Genomic DNA, 22,448 nt, shown 5'->3' on the forward strand with positions numbered 1-22,448 from the left:
ATTCGGAAGTATTATTAGATAAAAAACCCTCAATAAGAGCCATTAGTTACAAACAACCTGGCTACACTCATTTTAATTTGTTGTCGCGTGAGCAAATTTTCCTGTATTTTTACGCCAGGCGATTTGCAACATGACCAAGAGAAATCCTACAAACATCCCCGAAACTAAAGACACCATTAGCATTAATCTTTTCCGTGGTGCAATGGGATCAACCGGGATTGCCAGAACGCCATCTTGATGAAATACAGCAACCTTATCTACATCAATCTTAAATGACTGGTAATATGCGAGTTTTGCTTGCAAGTCACGCAGGTTAGGAATAAAGGCATCATCCGATGTACGCTTTGATAAATTTTTTATTTCAGCCTGCATCATTTCCATAGTGAACGGAGATTCATTAGCATCATTCATTATCGCCTCATCATCCCAAAAGGTGCGTGCACTAGCTAACTGCAACGTGCGTACTTTCTCTTTTAACTGGATGATGCGGTCTTGGCGTTTGGCTCGTTCTGTTTTGCGCGCAATGTCGATTTGATGACGTAAATTATTTGCCTGCACAGTATTCTGCTGCTGCATATCCTTTAGTAAAGCGTTTAATGATTGTGATTTTACTACACTAATAAATTGCATTAACCACGTTGTTACTTGCTTGGCATCGAAACCCCGAATTGCCACAGTATATTTTAAGAAACGGTCATTCGTTTGTCTCGGATTGGGAACAACGGCAAAAATGTGTGAAAAAGCCGTATACAGTTGTGTTGTAGTACGTCCTTCTTTTGAGCTTGCAGGTAATGCTGGAAGATAATAATGTTCAAAGAAATAATGTTTCGCCTCTTCCGACTGTAAGACATCATTAAATACATTATTAACGTCTTTAACTGTGATCGGTTGCAATGGTGAATTCTCCCAGGAGCGTCCTTGATTAAGCTCGGCAATCTCCCCTTCACTAGCCGAAAAAAGTTTAATTTTAGCCTCATAGACTGGCTTGCTAAAATAAATAGCGACACAACCTAAGACGAAACCGAGTACCATACATAAACTAATCAATACTTTGTTCTGATAAAAAAGGCGTAACATGTCCACCATACTGAGATCACGCTTATCACCAATACCTTCTGTTTGCATCGTTAACTACTCCAGTCGTGGATTAACTTTAAATGATGTAGCCTGACTACGGCAATGCCCTGAGAAACACGCTCCTTTGCAAGCAAATGCTGACGTACCAAATCGGATAAAGGAGCGGATTACACACCTGGCCCAGGATACTAAATAGTAATGGCTTCTTTGTCAAAGAATAGGCTTTAGTGGCTGTTGACAGAAAGGAAAAATTACGTATTATCATCCTTTAGTATCGGCAGTATGTAATCGACTTTTCGCAAGCCAGGATTGAAGTGAGTTTTAAAAAAAACCTTATTGCTAATTATGCCAGTCAGATTTATATGACGTTGGCAGGCATACTTATCTTACCTTTATACCTCAAATACATGGGGGCAGAGGCTTATGGACTCGTTGGTTTTTTTACCGCCTTACAAAGTTGGTTTAATGTTCTTGATTTAGGTTTAAGCCCAAGTATTTCCCGTGAAACTGCCCGCATGCGTGCTGGCGCAATCAGCGCCCGAAACTACCGCGAATTATTGCGAGTACTGCAGTTACTGTTTTTAGTTATTATGCTGATGGGTACGGGAGTCCTGTTTTTACTAGCTCCCTACATGTCCCATTCCTGGTTGCAGGCTCAAACCATTCCGGCCCAAGAAATCCAAGTTGCCTTACAATTAATGGCCGCCAGTATCGGACTGCGCTGGATGTGTGGTTTATACCGCTATACCGTAATCGGTGCTGAACGTTTTGTATGGTTAAGTTATTATACTTGGGTCTTTACTACATTACGGTACTTGGGCGTCTTATTGGTTTTAATCTATATAGGCACCACACCCTTTTTATTCTTTTTCTATCAAATCGTCATCTCGCTTTTTGAGTTAGCTTTTCTTGCCAGCAAAGCCATTCGCGAATTTCCAAGCCTACCTCAGGGGCAAAAACTCTCCTGGAAACTTGCGGATCTAATGGCGAGCATCAAACCAATTATTCCCTTTGCATTAAGCATTGCGGTCACCTCTTCTATTTGGATAGTCATCACCCAAACGGATAAATTGATTCTTTCCAAATTATTATCTCTTACCGAGTATGGTTATTTTACCTTAGGGGTGCTGGCTGCCAGTGGGGTTATGCTGTTTAGTGCCCCATTTAGCATGGTGCTGCAGCCACGTTTGGCTAAATTGAAAGCCGAGGGCAAAGATAAGGAGCTGCTTACTTTATATCGGCAGGCAACTCAATTTGTTGCATCAATTACCGTTCCCGCTAGTATTGTTTTAGCTTTTTTTCCAGAGCAAGTGCTCTGGTTGTGGACAAATAACCTTAGTGTCGCCACAGCAACAGCACCGGTCTTGCGTTTGTATGCCCTTGGCAATGCGGCCCTGGCATTTACGACCTTCCCCTATTATTTACAATATGCGAATGGCACCATGCGTTTACATTTGATTGGTAATACCTGTTTTGCTCTGGTGCTAATTCCATCCATCATCTGGGCGACACTGCATTTTGGGATGATTGGTGCTGCGAAGGTGTGGTTCTTAGCAAACATTAGCTTCTTTCTCATTTGGACGGCCTTTGTGCATCGTCGCTTTATTAAAAATACCCATCTGCGTTGGCTATGCGTGGATTTACTGCCTATAGTGTTACTTTCTTTGCTGACGGTTGCCACGTTGAATGGTTTGATTGGGACACCGGAGGATAAGCTCACTTGGATTTTGAAGATTGGTTTTATTTCGCTGAGTTCGGTGTTGTTAAATTTATTGTTGGTTAAGTTTTCTTTTGTGATGGCCCTATTGCGGAAGTTTTTTGATGCACGAGTGCGGGTTAAAAAGCATTCTTCGTCAACTTTGTCTTGAGAGTTCATCTACCCTCATAGTAGCAACTGTCTTGAAATGAAATTCAGTACCATTGCTAGTGGTTCTGATTTGGCTTCCGTTTAAGGAAAGCTTGATGCAAAGTGATGAGCTATTGCGCTTCCCACCATGCTTGGAACATTAGGATATTCCATAATAGTGCAGAGAAGTTCCCTTTTCCGTGTAGGTGTTGCTGCCACATGAGGCGTATTGCGGCGGAATTGAAAATACCTTCTTTTTGCAGGCGTTGCTCATTGAGTAATGTCTCTGCCCAATCACGTAAAGGGCCACGTAACCATTCTGATAAAGGAATAGAAAAACCCATTTTCGGGCGTTCGATTAAGGCCCGTGGGACGTAGCGATCTAATAATTGGCGTAATGGCCATTTACTTTGTCCATCGCGTAATTTCATCGACAAGGGTAAGGTCCAGGCAAACTCAATTAAACGATGGTCTAAAAATGGTATGCGTGTCTCCAAAGACACTCCCATCGCCGCGCGGTCTACTTTAACTAAAATATCGTCCGGTAAATAAGAAACAAAATCCATTGCCATCATTCGATTCACATCATCCAGCTGGGATAAATCAGCATGGTGTTGGTCCATAAACACATTAGGCTCAACCCCTTCGGAGACGAGTAAAGAGTAAGGCTTATCATGATGGGAAACCAAGCGGCGATAAGCTTCATTCACCGAAGCACTGGCTAAGACATAGGCACCTTTATGCACTTTGCTGCCTACTTGTGAATAATGCTTCAACACGGGCAATACCGAAGAAACGCGATCCCAGGCTCGAGGTGAAATCTGCCGCATTACGGTTGCTGCTCCCCTACGTATGGGCAGAGGCACTTTATTAATTTTATTCCACAGTTTTGAGGTCATCGTATAACGATTATAACCGCAGAATAATTCATCACCCGCATCACCACTTAAGGCCACCGTAACTTGTTGCTTCGCCAATTCCGAAACTAAAAAAGTAGGTATCTGTGACGAGTCCGAAAAAGGTTCATCGTATAAGGTAGATAATTTGGGAATGACTGCTAAGGCATCTTCAATGGTCACGTAAAGCTCGGTATGCTGGGTTCCTAAATGATCGGCAACCGCTCTAGCATACCTGGCTTCATTATAATTCGTTTCATGAAAGCCAATCGAAAAAGTACGAACAGGCCGTGACGATTGCGCTTGCATTAATGCCACCACGGTTGAGGAATCAATACCTCCAGAAAGAAATGCACCTAGCGGTACATCAGCAATCATTTGTTGGGCAATCGCATCTTTTGCCTGACGCTCTAGTTCATCAATAGCTTCATTTGCATCGCCCTTAAACGGGGCAGAAAAACCGGCCAATGCCGTCTGAGTTGCAGACCAATAATTTTTCACGACTGGCTGTGGATTGCTTAAAGAGATCTGTAAGAATGACCCCGGTGCTAATTTATAGATATTTTTATAAATTGAATGCGGCGCAGGAATATAGTTATGACGCAAAAAAAGAGCTAAAGCATCGGGATTAAGCTCCTTTTTAAAATCAGGATGGACCTTAAGCGCTTTTAATTCCGAGCCAAAAAGAAAGGCCTCATTCTGCCAACCATAGTAAAGCGGTTTTTCACCAGCCCGATCCCGTCCTAAGGTTAATGTCTGCGATTGTTTGTCCCAAAGGGCAAACGCAAACATGCCTATACTGCGTTCAATCGTCTGTTCAATACCCCAGGCATCAAAACCTGCCAGCAGGGTTTCTGTATCCGAATGGCCGCGCCAAGTGGGTAGCGCTAGTTCCTCTCTGAGTTTTAAATGGTTATAAATTTCCCCGTTAAACACAATCATGTAACGACCATTAGCCGAAGCCATCGGTTGATGTCCCGCTGGAGATAAATCAACTATAGCAAGGCGTGTATGGGCTAATCCAATGCCAGCCTGGACATCAAACCAGATACCCTGATCATCAGGACCTCGATGTGCAATAGACTGACACATAGCAGACAACAATTGTTCTGCCCCAGATGCCCAATCCGTACGAGATAAAATTCCTGAAAATCCGCACATTAATGAGATAACTCCTCAATATCCCGATACAACGCATAAAAACGTTCTCGAGCTCTGTCTATAGAAAACTGATCGCGTACACGAATGGCAGCCTTTTCACCTAAAAATCGGCGCTGCTCCGCGGGCATACAAATGACTTTGGTTAATCCGGCCGCTAAAGCCATCGGGTCGTCTGCGGCAACAATTACCGCAGTATCGCCGGCTAAGGCCTTGGCATCGCCAACATGAGTGGCCACACAAGGCAAGCCCATAGACATGGCCTCACCTAAACCATTAGGAAAACCTTCGGTACGTGAGGGCATGCAAAATACATCCATTGCCGCCAAGCACTCGGGAATATCATGGCGCTCGCCAAGCAAAAGAAATGATGGGGTTAAACCAAAAGAATCCAATTGTTTTAACAATTCAGTATTATTGTAATCACAACCACGCCCAACTAATAAAAAACGGACCGTTTGATTATGCGCGCGCTCCAAAAGAGCGACGGCATTAATAAAAACATCTTGTCCCTTATCCAAATGTAAGCGGCCAACACAGCCGACAATAAAATCATCAGCCCCGAGTCCTAGTTCATGCCGTACTTTGGTTGCATCAATTTGTCGCGCATCAAAACGAGAAAAATCAAAGCCATTATGGATAACCAACATTTTTTTCTCATTGTAGCCATAAGATACATGAGTGCTTTTGGCCGCTTCTGCGACACAAATAATTTTCTTAGGTATCAGATAAGAAAGCAATGCGCAAAAACGCATCAACACATAAGTCATCCGGTTATTCCGAGGTACATAAGTATTGCGAATACCCCAAATCACGTTGCGACAACCCGCCATACGAGCAGCCAAACCACCAAAAAAATCAGCATGGTACATCCAGGTTTGAATTATTGCGGATTTATGTGCCTTTAATAACTTAACCAAAACCCAAAAGTTAGCGGGAATAGCCGATAAACGATTAAATTTAAATGCATGAACCACGAAACCTTGTTCTTGCAAGGTTTTGCCGATAGTACCCAAACCACTGAGTGAAATAACTAGTACATTGTTTATAGAGTGCGGATCTGACAGTAAAAGACGCTTAAGCATCTGCTCGGCTCCTCCTACCTCTAATCCAGTGATAATATGGATAATCTTATTTGGGTTAGTCATTTGTATATCCTATTCGCATTCATATAATTTAACTAGCCAATGCATAAGACTGCGGACGTAGTTGTTTAGGGTTATATCGAACACGCTCATAACTAAGGAAAATTAAATACACTACGATGAAAGGCAATTTATAGCGAACGATGGTACCCACATTGCTAACGATTAAACCGTACATACACATCCCTGAAAGGAAGAAGCAAAACCACATCAGTGTTTGTTTTGGCAGTTCCTGATAAGAACGCCAGGTAAATACAGCCAGTACTCCGACAACCGCAATATTTTCCAAGGATTGTAACAGCTGCAATTTAGTCTTTGCCATCCACGGCAATGGGTAAAATAAGGCCCGAAACAACCCTAAGACTATCTGCCAGAGACAATCACCCAAACTAACAATGGCATGGTAATCAGCCAACTGACCACCATCTTCTAAATACATGCTTAGTCTGTAATATTCAATCTTATTAACCATAAAGGGAAATGCTAGATATAACAAAGTAGCAAAGGCGGCAAATAGTGCGAACAATTGTTTCTTCGTATAATGCAGATTGCTGTACTTATCAAAAAGATACACGGCCGAAAAGAGTACGACTAATAAGGCATTTTGCATTTTTATCTGCACCAGCAAAATAAGGCAAATAAGCGTAACTAAGTACCATCCGCGCATTAAGGTCCATAAGGCCATGAGCATCATCGTGCAAATCAACATATCACGCAAGCCTAAAGAACTGTATAAGATTAAGCTAGGATAAAATAGTAAAAACCATAAAACCCAACCACGTAGTCTTAATACCGCTGAAGCCCAGATAAATACCGAAATCATTAAAAACTTATTAAAAAAACCCAGGCTATTTACCGTTTCGACAAAAGGTAGGGGAAAAAGGGCATACATATAAGCGGCTTCGGTGACTCGTGAATTATAAAAATTAGAATTGTAATTAAAGTCTCTTATGGCACTTAGCATACGCCAATAAGTAAACTGATCGGGCATATAACGCGGATCAAATAATACTCCATTCAAGCAAAAGGGAGCAAAACTGAGAAGCGCCAAACAAAGTGCATGCGAGGCCTTAATTTTGCCCAATAAGTACGCGGCAAAAACAATCATTAGGCATACCAACAAATTAGGCAAATCCCAAATCATGACTTACATCCTCGCGTTAATAAAGAAAGCTCTTTGTAAATATTAAGATGAGCATCAACAATCCGTTCTATAGCAAACTCTCGCTCTGCCAATACCCGTCCTGCATTGCCTAATTGTTGGCGATAAGCATGATCTTCAATTAATTGTTTCATTGTCAACGCTAAAGCCTGGCTGTCACGAGCAGGTACTAATAAACCCGTATGGCTGGGTTCAATTGCATCACGACAACCGGGAACGTCCGTGGTAATCACCGCCCGCCCACATGCTGCAGCTTCAACCAATACCTTGGGTAAGCCCTCTCGATAAGAGGGTAATACGACCAGATTCACTTGCTCCATTAATTGGGCAACATCATCACGAAACCCCACGAGTTCAACAACCCCTTCCTTGCGCCATTGCGCTAATTGCTCTTTATCGATGCAAGCAGGATTTCCTTCATCAATATCACCAACTAACAGAAACTGTGCTGCAATGCCCTTAGCTTTAAGTTGCTTGACCGCAGCCACATATTCCAACACCCCTTTATCTTTTAATTGGCGCGAAATCATCGCCACCACAATTTTATCAGTGCGTTCTGGCAAGGCCTTATAAATATTTAGATCCACGCCGGAGCCACGAATCAATATGGTTTGATCCACAGTGCAAGTCGCATTTTGCACAAAGACTTGGCGGTCATCAGGATTTTGAAATATTACCTTCAGATAAGCATGGCCTAAGGCAAGTTTATATAATTGACTCACCCCCTGACGCAACAGTTTAGTCTTGGTTTGCTGCGTGGTGAATAAATAGCCTAACCCGGAAACTGCAGCCACAACTGCAGGAACTTTCAGCATACGCGCAACTAAGCCACCATACAAAATCGGCTTAATCGTGACTAAGTGTACCAAATCTGGTTTCATTTTACGCATCAAACGATAAAATGCAAATAAGCTTTTTAATTCCACGAAGGGATTTTTACCACTGCGGGATAAAGGAATCGCATGAAAAATTAATCCGGCATCTTTAATCTGTGCACTAGCGTGAGCTTCAGGAGTAGCGACATGTACCTCAAATCCATTTCCCTTAGCCGCAATAGCCAAAGGTAGGCGATGAGAGATAAAAAATGCTGCATCATTAACTATGAACAACAATCGTCGCTCGCTCATCTTGCTCCTACAAACGTAAATCGCTGCTGTCAGCGGGGAATAGATATTTCAAATCATAAAGCACATGCTGCGCTTTACCAAAAGAACGGATCGCGGTGATGCCCATTTCTTTAAACTGTTGGTGAGCAACAGCGATGACAACTCCATCATATGCTTGTTGTTCTGGTTGTTCAAGCAGGCTTAACCCATATTCATGAGTAACATCTTCCGCGACAGCCCAAGGGTCACACACGTCAACTGCAACATTATATTCTTTAAGTTCATTGATAATATCAATCACACGCGTATTACGAATATCTGGGCAGTTTTCTTTAAAGGTTAAACCCATGACTAAAACCCGGGCTCCTTGAACATGGATACGCTCTTTGACCATCGATTTAATCAATTGCGAAACAACGTAAGCCCCCATGCTGTCATTTAAGCGTCGTCCGGCCAGAATGATTTCCGGATGATAGCCTATCGCCTGTGCCTTGTGTGTTAAATAGTAGGGATCCACACCAATGCAGTGTCCTCCAACTAAACCTGGACGAAAAGATAAAAAGTTCCATTTAGTCTCAGCAGCTTTTAGCACCGCCTCAGTATCAATGCCTATTTTATTGAAAATAATAGCTAACTCATTAATCAGCGCGATATTCAAATCACGTTGGGTATTTTCAATAACTTTTGCGGCCTCAGCAATCTTAATGCTCTCAACCTTATGAGTTCCTGCCACAATAATTTGCTTATAGAGCTCATCAACGATTCCTGCAACTTCAGGCGTAGACCCTGAGGTTACTTTCATAATGTTGGTGACTCGGTGTTGTTTATCACCAGGATTTACTCGTTCTGGGCTATAACCGGCAAAAAAATCACGGTTAAACGTCAAACCAGACATCCGTTCAAGAACAGGTACACAAACCTCCTCCACTGCCCCCGGATAAACCGTAGATTCGTAAACGACAACCGCTCCAGATTGCAATATGGAGCCAACCAGCTCACTAGCCTTGATTAAAGGGGTAAAATCTGGACGCTTGTATTCATCTATGGGGGTAGGCACAGTGATGATGTAGGTATCACAAAAAGCAATTTCCTGCACATTAGCCGTTAAATATAAATGGCGCGCTTCCAGTAATTCCGCACGGCTTACTTCTAAGGTACTGTCATGCCCTTGTTTTAATTCATTTATGCGCTCGTCATTAATATCAAAGCCCATGACTGAGCGTACTTTGCCAAATTCAACAGCCAGGGGCAAACCGACATAGCCTAGACCGATTAGAGCAAGTTTTCGTTCATCAACCGATGTTAACATCAAAATTTCATCCATTCTTTGTGGGTTTCCCCTATTCATCATACTTCTATGTTGACTTGTTGTTTTATATTTTGACTCTTAGATACTGCATAATAATCAAGATACCACGCGACAAAATGCTTCACACCTACTTCCACTGGAGTTCCTGGTCTATAACCAACATCCTGCATTAAGGCATCGACATCAGCATAAGTATCAGGCACATCACCAGGCTGCATAGGCAATAAATTCATTTTTGCTTTTTTACCTAAACATTCTTCCAGAACCTCAATATAGCGGAGCAAGGGTACAGGGCTACTGTTGCCAATATTGTAAACTCGCCAAGGTGCCGCACTGGTTCCTGGATCAGGAGACTCCCCTGACCACTCTAAATTTGGTTGTGCTACTCGATCATGGACGCGGATTATACCCTCAACAATATCATTTATATAGGTGAAATCGCGGCGATGATTACCAAAATTAAAAACATCGATGGGTTCATCATTAAGAATCTTACGTGTAAAATTAAAAATTGCCATATCCGGACGCCCCCAAGGACCATAAACGGTGAAAAAACGTAGTCCGGTTGTGGGTAACTGGTAAAGATGGCTGTAAGTATGAGCCATCAATTCATTCGCTTTTTTGGTTGCGGCATACAAACTTAAAGGATGGTCCACGTTATCATGAACCGAAAACGGTAAGGTTTTATTCGCACCGTAAACTGAGCTTGAAGACGCATAAGACAAATGTTCAATATGATGATGTCGACAGCCTTCGAGAATATTCATAAAACCAACAAGATTGCTGTCAATATAAGCATGTGGATTTTCTAGCGAATAACGCACTCCGGCTTGCGCCCCCAAATGGATCACCCGTTGAAATTCATGCTCAGCGAATAATTGCGCAATCAGCTCTCTGTCAGCCAGCTCCATACGAATAAATTTAAACTGGGAATAATCCGCTAATTTTTGTAAGCGTGCCTTTTTAAGGTTCACGTCATAATAATCATTAAGATTATCAATCCCAATAACCTCATCCCCTCGCTCACATAATTTTTGTACTACATGAAACCCAATAAAACCTGCGGCACCAGTCACCAAAACCTTCATTCAACCACCCTTAACTTATCTGAACTCTAAAACCTTGAGTACTACGGAGTACAGAAAAAACAACTGTCACGTTAAAATGCGATTATCATAGCAAGGAGCGCATGTATTTCATACAGATTGAGCGTGTAGATACGTGTTTTATTTACTTTTTTTGATGAAGTCTGAACGTGTAAGCTACTAAGGAGACTTACTTAAGTAGTCCTTGCCTCAGATAGTGTTATGTAGCGTATTAAAGAGCGAATTACGGCGTCTTACCCCTGGTGTACGGATTTTATATTGCTGTCACTGCCTACTTATGGATACCGCTGTCAAGCCGCGGTAATTCGAGTACATAAGTACGTTGTAGGCAATCCGGAGGCATCTATGAAATTATGGGCAACAACCGTGGTTTCAGTGCAGCGAATAAATAACTGGAACCAACTTCGGATAAATGATTGTCATCGCTATAGTAAGGCTCACCTTGAGCATTCAACGAATGACAAATCGTTTCATTACAAAATACCGAATAAGGATCGAAGAAATAGGTTTGCGGATTATGCTGCGCAAAATATCTGAGAACCTTATTAATATTAAGCGCTTTAATATTTGATTGGGTACGCGTATCAATTTTTGCCAAACAATGAGTCTTAGATAAACCAGGTCGTGTTAAACAGGCAAAAGGATCGTTAATGCCCGCCCCAGGAACATCGCCTAAGATAATTAAGGATCTATTTCCAATTAATTGTCGCAATTGATCAAGCTTAGCCAATAAGGGCTGATAATCTTTGCGCTTGCTGCTCATTAAATCAATATGCCATGCCTGTTGATTGCTTAAATCCTTAGCCATTAAAATTTGGAATAACCAGTATTGAGAAATAATCAAAATTGAATCTGGCTTTTTCTGTAACTGCGTCAAACCTTGTTTTAATACATTAGGACAGATCGTATTCCAATCCTCACCTGGAGTAGTACGTGATAAATCAGGGAGAATCAAACAGCTTGAGCCGGCCATGTATATGGATTTATGGTAGGGCCTGGCGATTTCATTTGCTAATCCATACTGCAGCATTTGCGCATGACTGTCTCCTAGCAAGACAATATCTGGTGCATCATGTTCTGCTTTATAGGTCCAGCCAAATGGGTAAGGAAAGCCTTGGCCGCCAAAATGAGCCTTGTGATGGTCCAAAGCAATTTGCCCAGGGCTAAATTGCGGGCCATCAAGTGCAGGAATCCGCCATAATAAGCCATAGCTTAAATATAAAGCAAATCCACAACTTGCGGTTAAAGCAATGCCTGGAATCCATTGCAAAATCAAAGTACGTTGTGCTTTCGTACCTTGGGTTGGTGTATGTCTAAATGGTTGCTCAATGAAATAATAACTAAACAGAGCGGCCAATAAGGAGCAAAGGATGAGCGATAACTGTACTCCAGTGGTGCTAATTTCTGTGGCACTTACATAGGAATAAAATACAAGTATTGGCCAATGAACTAAATACAGTGAATAGCTGATTAACCCTAAACCTACCGCAATCTTATTGCTAAAAAGCCGTCCCATGTACCTGGCATTACCCCCATAAATAACTAAGGCTGCACCCAAGGTAGGAATTAAGGCATTATACGAAGGAAACAAGGTGTCTTTACTAAAAAGGAGCACGGCATACAGCATCATCCCCAAACCGAGAAGACCAGCCAGCTCGGAGAAAAACGACTGCTTTGGTTTGTATTTAATGAGCCAAACCATCAACGCGCCAATGCAAAACTCAAAAAAGCGAAAAGGCATCAAATAAAATAGCGCTGTAAGATAACTCTTTTGGAATAGTAAATTTAAGCCTAAGCTAATTAAGCCTAAAACAATAATCGTCAACGGCAAAAATCGCTTGTTTAACTTGGTTGCTACAATAAATAAAATAAATGGCCAAACAAAATAAAACTGTTCTTCAACGCCTAAAGACCAGGTATGTAATAAAGGCTTGTAGATGGCGTTCGCATTGAAATAGCCGCTTTCAAATAAAAAGAGGCAGTTAGAGATTGAAAATGCGGCCGCAGCTATAGTGCGTCCTAACGCGCGCAAATGACTTGGTGCTAGTAAAATAAGTCCGGCCACCAGGCTACAGAGTAAGGTAAAAAAGAGTGCCGGAAAAATACGTTTTACTCTGCGGCAATAAAAGTTAGTAAAATTAAAGGAGCCTGTTTGTTCCAATTCATTCACAATCAGGCGAGTGATTAAAAAGCCGCTAATGACAAAGAAGATATCTACCCCCACATAACCACCGGTGATGTGGGGGACATTTAAATGGAATAATACAACAGCAATAACTGCAAAAGCTCTTAGTCCATCGATGTAGCTTATGTATTTATTTTTATTCTTTTGCAACATGATTAATCCATAACAAAGGACGTTGCCCGGTAGCCGTATAGCATATTCAGGCGATGATTCTAACGTTAAAACGCATCAACGCCCCCCTGCTCGCGAAAGAAATTTGAGTAATAGGGGGTACGTGAGCGCGGGAAAGGGCGAGAGAATCGGGCTACAGTCCAACTACTCCTGGCTTAAATGCGTTCTGCGCTCATGCATTGTTTCCACACTATTAATTACCGTCTGACGACAAATTTCCCGCATCACCGGAATCTCTTCTAATGCCACACCACCATGAATGGAATAGGCTATCAGAAAACTATCTCGCCAGATTTTTTCATTCAGGCGTTCTTTGGATTTCATCCACAATGCAATCCAGAGGAAATGAAACTGCCATTTATCTCGATGATACTCCATTTCTTCGGCAAAGACCTCTGTCATTGCCTTTTCTAAATTACACACCCGGATGCCATCGACAAAGCTACTGTAATGATTCACTATTTTATCAATTACCTGATTTTCTATATACCAAGACTCTGTAAAAGCTTTGCTTTTTAACCAAGACTTTGAGCGCTGTAAGGATTCTGTAATTGCTTCTGGTGTAAATGGCGTTATTTGCACACTAAGTTGTGCGAAAATCTCATCTAAATCCAATTTGTGAGGGCGTAGGCGCAAACCTAATAATTCTTGAATCTCTAAGAAATGCACATGAGGTATATCACCATGCGCTATGGTTTCTGCTAGGAAATGCTCAACCATCATAATGAAATAAGGTAAATCCACATCACGCAAAGTGACATTTTCATCAAATGCCTGGCCGTAATAATCTTTCACTTCCTTGATACTAACAACCGGTGTCATCCACGCATCTTTAATCCCTATATTGAACTTGAGTAATAAGCCACAAAGTCGGTTTTTTCTATTTTTGCGTGCATGAATAAAAATACCCTGGGCTCCGGTGCCATCGACTTCCGTTGCTTTAATGAGCACAGTCGCTTTTTCACTTTCAGGAGCAAACACCACACCTTTTTTACGTTGAATTTTTATCCAGCTGTTAAATAGTGGATGATAACGTTCTGGGTACCAATACATTATATTTTGCAAACGCGATAATGAGGCGGAGGAAAAGGTAACCTGATCGATAATTTGCCCCAAGGTGGTAATCGCAATGTCTCTCACCTCGGCTTTGGGATGCAACAAGGTAAATAAGGCGATATCCGCGCCCTCTTCAATACTGTACAAATCGATGATTAAATCTGTGAAGAAATCAGGTGGCATAGCATAGCTTTGCGCGAAAAAGTTTTCTGCTATTTCAAAAACGCTGAGATCAGATAATTCTTGAATTAAATCGCGAATGGCATCTAAGTGTGAGGGTAGCTCTTCGCCATTAAGTAACTCATCCTCAATACGATCCTCTTCTTGATTTGCCAAATCAAAATAAGCATTTTTTAATTCTTCACTTAATTCAACATGCGCTTCATAAAAGGAATTCAAAATGGGTAGCCAAAAGCTTAAACTGTGTTTTTGCGAATAAATAAGCTCTGCCAAATGGTCCATCAAATTAAATAAAACCTTTGCACTTAATTTATTATTGGCCTCAGCAGCGCCTTGCAACTGAGCCACACAAATATCTAAGGCAAAAACACAGGCTGAATAAACAGCAAGCCCATCATCCAGGCTTTCATCAAGATTATTAATAATATCAACGAGTTTAAAAGAGAGTTCTGGTTGTTGAAAAAACAGCATATATAATTGAGGATCCGGATCGGCCTTTTGCTCAATTAGTGTTGCCATCTCCGTAAGTAAACGTTGCAATTCTACCGAATCATTGGTCATATTATTTTAGGCACCGGTCTTGATTTTCCTTGTTCATCAATAGCGACAAAAATAAAAACACCTTCGGTCACTTGATAAGGTTCGCCTTGCGTTGCAGCAGGCAAGGCCCATACTTCTACATTCATGGTCATAGAGGTGGTGCCCTGTTTAACGAGGGTGACATAGCAACTGATTAGATCACCTACATGAACTGGTTTTAAAAAGGACATTGAATGAATAGAAACGGTTGCTACTCGCCCAACAGCTAGTTTTTTTGCCAAAACACCAGCGGCTAAGTCCATTTGCGATACGATCCAACCACCAAATATATCACCGTTGGCATTCGTATTGGCAGGCATTGCCAAAGTTTGGATGGTTAATTCGCCTTTTGGGGAATGAGTCATTGGGTTCCACCACTTATTAGTTATGTAGGTTGGGGCTTTTGCTAGCCCCTCACCTATACCCTCTCCACAAAACGAATAGCCCATATTAGACAGCGTCGTAATACGAGTTTTTGTGGCACATAGACCCATATTACGCTACGGTAATACGGGCTACGTTCTAGCTTTAATTTCGCTTCAGCTTCGCTAACGCATCCGCCATAGCCGTGTTAAACACCGTCTTTTTCACTGGTTCGGCCTTTTTAGCCATCTCAGGTTTCTTCCGATGTTCTGGTCTAGCACCATCAGGCTGCTTTTTAGCGTCTGAAGCCCTCGCTTTTTTCTTAACAATTGGAGCAGTAGCTTCTTCTTCCAAACGCATGCTTAAACCAATACGCTTGCGCTCTTTGTCCACTTCAACCACTTTGACCGTAACGATATCACCCGCTTTAACTACGGTGCGTGGATCGGTAATAAATTTATTGGTCATTGCAGAAATATGAACCAAGCCATCCTGGTGCACCCCAATATCAACAAAGGCACCAAAGTTAGTGACATTACTTACCACACCTTCCAGAATCATTCCTTCATGTAAATGGGCAATGTCTTCAACACCTTCTTTAAATTGTGCTGTTTTAAACTCAGGCCGAGGATCACGACCAGGTTTTTCCAATTCGCGTAAAACGTCACGAATTGTTGGAATACCATATTGGTCATCAACAAATTGGGCCGCATTAACGCTGTTTAAAGTGTCTTTATTGCCTATAAGCTCTAAAATTGCGACCTTTTTATCCGCAATAATTTTTTCTACTAATGGATAAGCTTCAGGGTGAACACAAGATGCATCCAAGGGATTATCACCATTCATAATACGTAAGAATCCAGCAGCTTGTTGGAATGCTTTTTCACCCATACGGCTAACATTCTTCAATTGCATGCGGTTACTAAACGCACCATGTTCATCGCGATATTGGACAATATTCTTCGCTAAAGTCTCGTTTAAACCAGAGATATGCGATAATAACGCTGCGGAAGCAGTATTAACATCCACTCCAACCGCGTTCACACAATCCTCAACAACACCTTCTAAGCTACGTGCTAAACGGGCTTGGTTTACATCATGTTGATACTGACCGACCCCAATAGACTTCGCTTCAATTTTTACTAATTCCGCCAAAGGATCTTGTAAACGACGAGCAATAGAAACCGCTCCGCGCAAGGTCACATCTAAATCAGGGAATTCTTTTGCCGCAACTTCAGAAGCAGAATAAACCGATGCACCAGCCTCACTAACTACAATTTTAGTCAGTTTTAAGTCTGGGTACATTTTAATTAAGTCAGCGACTAAACGTTCTGTTTCGCGAGAACCAGTTCCATTACCAATACTAATTAAATTCACCTGGTGCTTTGCAGCAAGCTTAGCCAGATCAGTAATTGATTGATGCCATTCGTTTTGTGGCGCAAATGGATAAATAACAGAAAAGTCCAAAAGCTTTCCAGTAGCATTAACCACAACTACTTTCACTCCAGTTCTAATCCCAGGATCAAGACCAATGGTGATTTGTGGACCGGCAGGAGCAGCAAGGAGTAAATCGCGCAAGTTTCTGGAAAATACTTTGATGGCTTCTTCATCAGCCATTTCACGTAAACGCGTCAATAACTCCAACTCAAGTTTAGTGAATAACTTCACTTTCCAGGTTAAACGAACCGTTTCTAATAACCATGGATCCGCAGGTCTTTGTTGATCAGTAATCTTAAAGTGAGCTGCAACTTTAGTTTCGCCATAAGCCAAATCCGTCTCAGGTAAGGTCAGGCTAACTTGTAATACACTTTCGCGACGACCGCGGAATAAAGCCAAAGCACGATGAGAAGGGATTTTCTTAATGGGTTCTTCGTATTCAAAGTAATCTGCAAATTTATTCACAGTTTCTTTTTTCTTCGAACTCCCCACAGATTTCACAACCGCATGCTGCCATAAGTATTCGCGTAATTCATTAATTAAGTCGGCATTTTCAGCAAAATGCTCCATTAATATGTGACGAGCACCTTCAAGAGCAGCTTTTGCATCTTCGACCCCAGCCTCAGCATTAATAAATTGCACCGCGTGAGCATCTGGATCCAAAGAAGGATCATTCCATAACGCATCCGCTAAGGGTTGTAAGCCTGCTTCCACCGCAATTTGCGCTTTAGTGCGGCGTTTCGGTCTATAAGGCAGATATAAATCTTCAAGACGAGTTTTAGTGTCTGCGGCAAGAATGCTTTTCTCTAACTCTGGAGTTAATTTTTCTTGTTCACGAATGGACTGCAAGACCACTTCACGACGTTCATCCAATTCACGCAAATAAAGTAAACGTTCAGCAAGAAAACGCAATTGCGAATCGTCCAATCCTTCAGTAGCCTCTTTACGATAACGTGCAATAAAAGGCACTGTTGCTCCCTCATCCAGCAAACGAATCGCTGTTTCAACCTGCGCAACGTTAACCTTAAGTTCTTGCGCAATAATTGACGCTGACGTCAACATTTCTTGAGTCATTTACATCCCCGAATACATGATAAAAAATCGCGACATTATTACTCAACAGTTACCGATTTGGCAAGGTTACGTGGTTGATCCACATCCGTACCTTTTGCAACGGCAACATGATAAGCTAATAACTGCAACGGAATTGTGTACACTATAGGTGCAATCCAGGAGCCACAAGAAGCAACCTCAATTAAACGTGCTCCGTTTGCCTTCCAAGCATGCGCTCCATCTACAAAAACAAACAACTGACCACCACGTGCACTCACCTCATGTAGATTAGATTTCAACTTATCCAAAAGCTCATCGTTGGGTGCTACCGCAATAACGGGCATGTCTTCATCAACCAAGGCTAAAGGACCATGCTTTAACTCTCCGGAAGGATAAGCTTCGGCATGAATGTAGGAAATTTCTTTGAGTTTCAAAGCCCCTTCCAATGCAACCGGATATTGCACACCGCGTCCCAAAAATAGGGCATGGGCCTTATTAACGAACAAAGCCGATAACTCTTCGATTTCGTCATTCATTTGCAATACCTGCTCACAGCATCGTGGCAATTCTTGCAATTGCGTAATTACATCTTCTGCGCGCAGATCATGGCAAAGAGCAGCAGACAGCATCAAAAACGCCGCTAATTGGGTAGTAAACGCTTTAGTAGACGCAACGCCAATCTCAGTGCCCGCACGCGTTAAAAAGACACAATCGGCTTCTCGTACTAAGGTACTGGTTGCTACATTACAAATTGCCAGGCTAGCAAGATAATTTAAGGATTTTGCTTTAGTTAACGCTGCCAGCGTATCGGCTGTTTCCCCTGACTGAGATACGGTAATAAATAGGGTATCCTTAGGGACAACCACATCGCGATAACGGTATTCACTAGCAATTTCAACCTGTGTTGGTAAACCAGCTAAGGATTCCAGCCAATATTTAGCAACCAAGCCCGCATGATAACTGGTTCCACAAGCAACAATATGGATTTGTTTCACTAAAGGAAATAAATGAGAGGCACGTTCACCAAAGCTAGATCTAAGCACTTCAAGACTATTCACACGCCCTTCAACGGTATCCGTTAAAACTTTGGATTGTTCAAAAATTTCTTTGAGCATGAAATGGCGATATCGCCCTTTACTCACGATTTCTGAATCACTACTTAATAGATGAGTTGGGCGTTGCACTGGAACTTTGGATGCATTGTAAATAGTAACTTGCTTGGCCGTAATCAAAGCACTATCACCTTCTTCGAGATACAAAACTGATTGCGCAAATGATTTTAATGCCAAACCATCTGAAGCGATAAAATTCTCACCAATACCCAAGCCGATAACCAAGGGACTACCCTTACGCACCGCAACTAACTCAGAGGGACGATGTTGGTGGATAACGCCTAAAGCAAAGGCGCCATGCATTTCAGTTGCCGCAGTTTGTACCGCTTCTAATAAATTTTCTGATTTAAGATAATAATAATGAACTAAATGCGCTGCAACTTCGGTATCTGTCTCTGACGTAAAAGCATAGCCTTTAGCCATTAACTCTTGGCGCAAATGCTCATGGTTTTCAATAATACCATTATGAACGAGGGCGATTTCACCATGTGATAAATGCGGGTGTGCATTCAGCTCTGAGGGCTTACCATGAGTGGCCCAACGTGTATGGGCTATTCCCGTATTACCCGAAACAGCGGTTTCCAACATGGCATCAGCCAAGTTTTGCACCTTACCTTGAATTCTGACACGCTTCAACTGCGAATCACCATCAATTACCGCAATTCCTGCAGAGTCATAACCACGGTATTCCAAACGCCGCAAACCTTCCAACAAGACCTTACTGATATCCCTTTCAGAAACAGCACCCATAATTCCGCACATCACCAGCTCCTCGTGTTAACACTTGCTAACGTATAATATTCCCAAATACTCTCACTGTGCGATTGTGGTTTACGCCAAAGGCGAAAAACGGTTCACACCAAACCAAGCATTGTAAAGTATCTTGGGGATAAGTAGAAAAATCAGAATTATGCCACAAACATCTCCAAAAAGAACTAAGCCTATTTATGTCATAAAGGTAATTTTAGAACACAATGAGAATTAATCCACCAAAAAAATGAAGATATTGGAATCTATTGCAACATAAAACTTCAGATTAGGGTACATTTTCCCCTAATCTGAGTGCCACCTAATTAATCAAGTGGATTTTTACAGTTTACACCATAACCGTGATATTTCATGTCCTTACATACTTCAAAGGCAAGATAAGCATGTGCCCGAGTGCTGGGATGAATCTCATCCCAGAATAAATAGCGTTCCGGTTTGTCACAGACAGTGTAGTTCTTTTCACCCGCCGCAAAACTGCTGTCTCTATATTTCAGCACTTGCACGTAGCGTAAAACAAAGTTGTTGGCAAATGGTGAATTATTGAATTCATGATACATTGGCAATTTCACATCGATACATGCATCAGTTGTGTTAGTAAATCCATAAGTTTGTGGCTCACTTAACACGCGCTGCATGTATTCACTCATATCCACGAACATAAAATCAGAATCTGGGTACAGTTTTTGCCATTCTTGAATGTGTGTGCGTAAACGCTCATTGTGTTGATCAACTGCGGCATTTAACACTTCGCGATCCGTAGTTTTCACCGCACGTGGAGTATCCCCGATGTGTGGAACGCCCATGATAACAAAGCGACGTGCACCAGCTTGCATTAATTTATTCACTGAAGAACCTAAACCAGACAGAACATTATCAACATAAGCGCTCATTACTGCCGTGTTGTAATTATCTTCAAAGAATAAAACATTAATGTAATCGTTACCTCCGGCAAAAAGGAAGAATACGGTTTCATCGCTAAGCTTTTGGTGCTCCATTAAGTACGCTTGTACCGTCAGACCAAGACTTGGAGGTACTAGCTTGCCTACAATCAGGTTTTTAATCGTGCCGAGGGGATGACGAATTAAGTTCCAAACCGTTAATTGATAGTCATAAGTGACAGCCCAGCTTCCCGCAAAGGAACGATTTAAATAAACATCTTCGTCGTTTTGATTTACGGAAATCATCTTCGCTAAATATTCATTCCAAACTTTACCGTTAGAGAATCTGGAATTCCAATAAGGCTGACCAGGTAGTATGGGTACTAATCTAATTTTACTAATTAAATTAGCAATATAAGGTGCTAACTCTTTGTCAAAAAACTCAGTAACTACCGCCATACCCGATTCTAAAACCATTTGAGGTACATAGTATTCGTCTGCAAACTCAACCATTTTGTTTAATACGAAGATTTTAAATGGTGCTACTAAGAATGCAGGATCATCTTCCTGGCGTAGACTTTTAAGTAAGTGGGTGGTGTTGCCTATATCTGACATGCTGTCACCAAAAAGCACTATAGACTTTACAGGCTTAGGGACAGCAAAACTAACAAGGGGAATGCACAAGATTAGTGCGAAAAACCAACGACACACGCTAGTATAATTAACCATATTATCTCCTTATAAAATCTGTACACCACGAATACAGATGTCCCTGATAACTTCTCCGTGACATTCCTAATGCCACCATCCAATTTTTTTACTAAAAGTTATTTGTCCTTGTATATAACAGTATGATCACTGGTTAGTTTTTGTCAACGCATTTGCTTAACTTTATAATGGCCTCCAGGAGAGAATAAATGTATTCTCTTCGCTCCGCAAAAAATCCACAAAATACATGTATGAGAACATCAGGAAAAGTGAGGTTTGCTGTATGTGTTTTATTCATCTCTATTGATTAACTAGTGATTAAATGTTAATTTTCGGCGATTATTTTTGTTACCGCCCAGGCAGTTCAATGCAAGAAGTAATCATCGCCTCATTTTATAAATTTGTTCCTATCGACAATTATGAATCAATGCGTGAGCCATTATTAGCGCAGATGAACACCCACCATGTTAAGGGTAGCATTATATTAGCCGCCGAGGGGATTAATGGTAGCGTTGCTGGTCCTCGTGAAAATATAGACCGTTTTTATCAATGCATGCGTCAAGATGTGCGTTTAGCCGATTTACGCTTCAAAGAAACCGTTGATAAAGAAAATCCTTTTGAAAAGGCCAGAGTAAAGTTACGCACAGAAATTGTTTCTATGGGCATTTCTAATGTTGATCCGCTAAAAACTGTTGGCACCTACCTTTCTCCAGAAAAATGGAATGAGCTAATTCAAGACCCTGAGGTCATTCTTATTGATACTCGCAATGATTATGAATATGACTTAGGTACCTTCAAAAATGCGATAAACCCCAATACTGAAAATTTTAGAAACTTTCCTGAATATGTAGAACAGCATTTACTTGATAAAAAAGATAAAAAAATTGCCATGTTCTGTACTGGCGGTATCCGTTGTGAAAAATCAACTGCTTATTTAAAAGATTTAGGCTTCCCTGAGGTTTACCATTTACAAGACGGGATTTTGCACTATATTGAAACCATGCCCAAAGAAAAATCACTATGGGATGGCCAATGTTTCGTATTCGATAATCGAGTGGCTGTTGACGCGGACTTAGCACGCGTTTATCCTCAGTTGCCATTAGAATACAGACATAAACACAAGAAAAACAAAGAAAAGTACGGGCTTTAAATT

The 22,448-nt window shown here is 41.5% G+C and carries 15 protein-coding genes; 2 read left to right on the forward strand and 13 right to left on the reverse strand.

Annotation, left to right across the window (positions count from 1 at the left end; all coding sequences use genetic code 11):
- Positions 1-72: 72 nt before the first annotated feature.
- A complete protein-coding gene (locus ACQY7T_RS00510; RefSeq protein WP_428410782.1) occupies positions 73-1,125 on the reverse strand; it encodes a Wzz/FepE/Etk N-terminal domain-containing protein in 1,053 nt (350 codons plus the stop codon).
- 266 nt (positions 1,126-1,391) lie between these two features.
- Between ACQY7T_RS00510 and ACQY7T_RS00515 the strand changes: the two genes are divergently transcribed.
- A complete protein-coding gene (locus ACQY7T_RS00515) occupies positions 1,392-2,945 on the forward strand; it encodes an oligosaccharide flippase family protein (protein ID WP_428410783.1) in 1,554 nt (517 codons plus the stop codon).
- A gap of 109 nt (positions 2,946-3,054) precedes the next feature.
- Here the strand turns inward: ACQY7T_RS00515 and asnB are convergent, their stop codons facing one another.
- The 12 genes from asnB to plaC form a co-directional block, all read right to left on the reverse strand.
- Positions 3,055-4,980 (reverse strand): asparagine synthase (glutamine-hydrolyzing), encoded by a 1,926-nt coding sequence (gene asnB / locus ACQY7T_RS00520; protein WP_428410784.1) that lies wholly within the window; start codon positions 4,978-4,980, stop codon positions 3,055-3,057.
- Positions 4,980-6,125, reverse strand: coding sequence for a glycosyltransferase family 4 protein (locus tag ACQY7T_RS00525; protein ID WP_428410785.1), 1,146 nt, complete (start codon positions 6,123-6,125; stop codon positions 4,980-4,982). The genes asnB and ACQY7T_RS00525 overlap by 1 nt, the downstream gene beginning before the upstream one ends.
- A 28-nt stretch (positions 6,126-6,153) precedes the next feature.
- Positions 6,154-7,266 (reverse strand): hypothetical protein, encoded by a 1,113-nt coding sequence (locus ACQY7T_RS00530; RefSeq protein WP_428410786.1) that lies wholly within the window; start codon positions 7,264-7,266, stop codon positions 6,154-6,156.
- Entirely contained in the window at positions 7,263-8,411 is a 1,149-nt protein-coding gene (locus ACQY7T_RS00535) for a glycosyltransferase family 4 protein (RefSeq protein ID WP_428410787.1), read from the reverse strand. The genes ACQY7T_RS00530 and ACQY7T_RS00535 overlap by 4 nt, the downstream gene beginning before the upstream one ends.
- A 7-nt stretch (positions 8,412-8,418) precedes the next feature.
- Complete coding sequence (gene tviB / locus ACQY7T_RS00540; protein ID WP_428410788.1) at positions 8,419-9,714, reverse strand: Vi polysaccharide biosynthesis UDP-N-acetylglucosamine C-6 dehydrogenase TviB; 1,296 nt, start codon at positions 9,712-9,714, stop codon at positions 8,419-8,421.
- 23 nt (positions 9,715-9,737) lie between these two features.
- Complete coding sequence (locus ACQY7T_RS00545) at positions 9,738-10,787, reverse strand: NAD-dependent epimerase (protein WP_428410789.1); 1,050 nt, start codon at positions 10,785-10,787, stop codon at positions 9,738-9,740.
- A 361-nt stretch (positions 10,788-11,148) separates the two neighbouring features.
- Positions 11,149-13,143: an acyltransferase family protein gene (locus ACQY7T_RS00550; protein WP_428410790.1), complete on the reverse strand. Its 1,995-nt coding sequence runs from the start codon at positions 13,141-13,143 to the stop codon at positions 11,149-11,151.
- A gap of 162 nt (positions 13,144-13,305) precedes the next feature.
- Entirely contained in the window at positions 13,306-14,958 is a 1,653-nt protein-coding gene (locus tag ACQY7T_RS00555; protein WP_428410791.1) for a hypothetical protein, read from the reverse strand.
- The gene (gene yciA / locus ACQY7T_RS00560; RefSeq protein ID WP_428410792.1) at positions 14,955-15,341 is read right to left on the reverse strand and encodes an acyl-CoA thioester hydrolase YciA; all 387 of its coding nucleotides are present in this window, start codon (positions 15,339-15,341) and stop codon (positions 14,955-14,957) included. The genes ACQY7T_RS00555 and yciA overlap by 4 nt, the downstream gene beginning before the upstream one ends.
- A 163-nt stretch (positions 15,342-15,504) precedes the next feature.
- Positions 15,505-17,850, reverse strand: coding sequence for a Tex family protein (locus tag ACQY7T_RS00565; RefSeq protein ID WP_428410793.1), 2,346 nt, complete (start codon positions 17,848-17,850; stop codon positions 15,505-15,507).
- Between the two features lie 38 nt (positions 17,851-17,888).
- Positions 17,889-19,703, reverse strand: a complete 1,815-nt coding sequence (gene glmS / locus ACQY7T_RS00570; RefSeq protein WP_428410794.1) for a glutamine--fructose-6-phosphate transaminase (isomerizing) — start codon at positions 19,701-19,703, stop codon at positions 17,889-17,891.
- Between the two features lie 311 nt (positions 19,704-20,014).
- A complete protein-coding gene (gene plaC, locus ACQY7T_RS00575; protein WP_428410795.1) occupies positions 20,015-21,316 on the reverse strand; it encodes a lysophospholipase/glycerophospholipid:cholesterol acyltransferase PlaC in 1,302 nt (433 codons plus the stop codon).
- 346 nt (positions 21,317-21,662) lie between these two features.
- On the opposite strand from plaC, the gene ACQY7T_RS00580 reads away from it, so the two are divergent.
- Entirely contained in the window at positions 21,663-22,445 is a 783-nt protein-coding gene (locus ACQY7T_RS00580) for a rhodanese-related sulfurtransferase (protein ID WP_428410796.1), read from the forward strand.
- The last annotated feature ends 3 nt before the right edge of the window (positions 22,446-22,448 follow it).

Source organism: Legionella sp., assembly GCF_965140895.1.
In the GTDB taxonomy this organism is placed as follows: Bacteria; Pseudomonadota; Gammaproteobacteria; order Legionellales; family Legionellaceae; genus Legionella.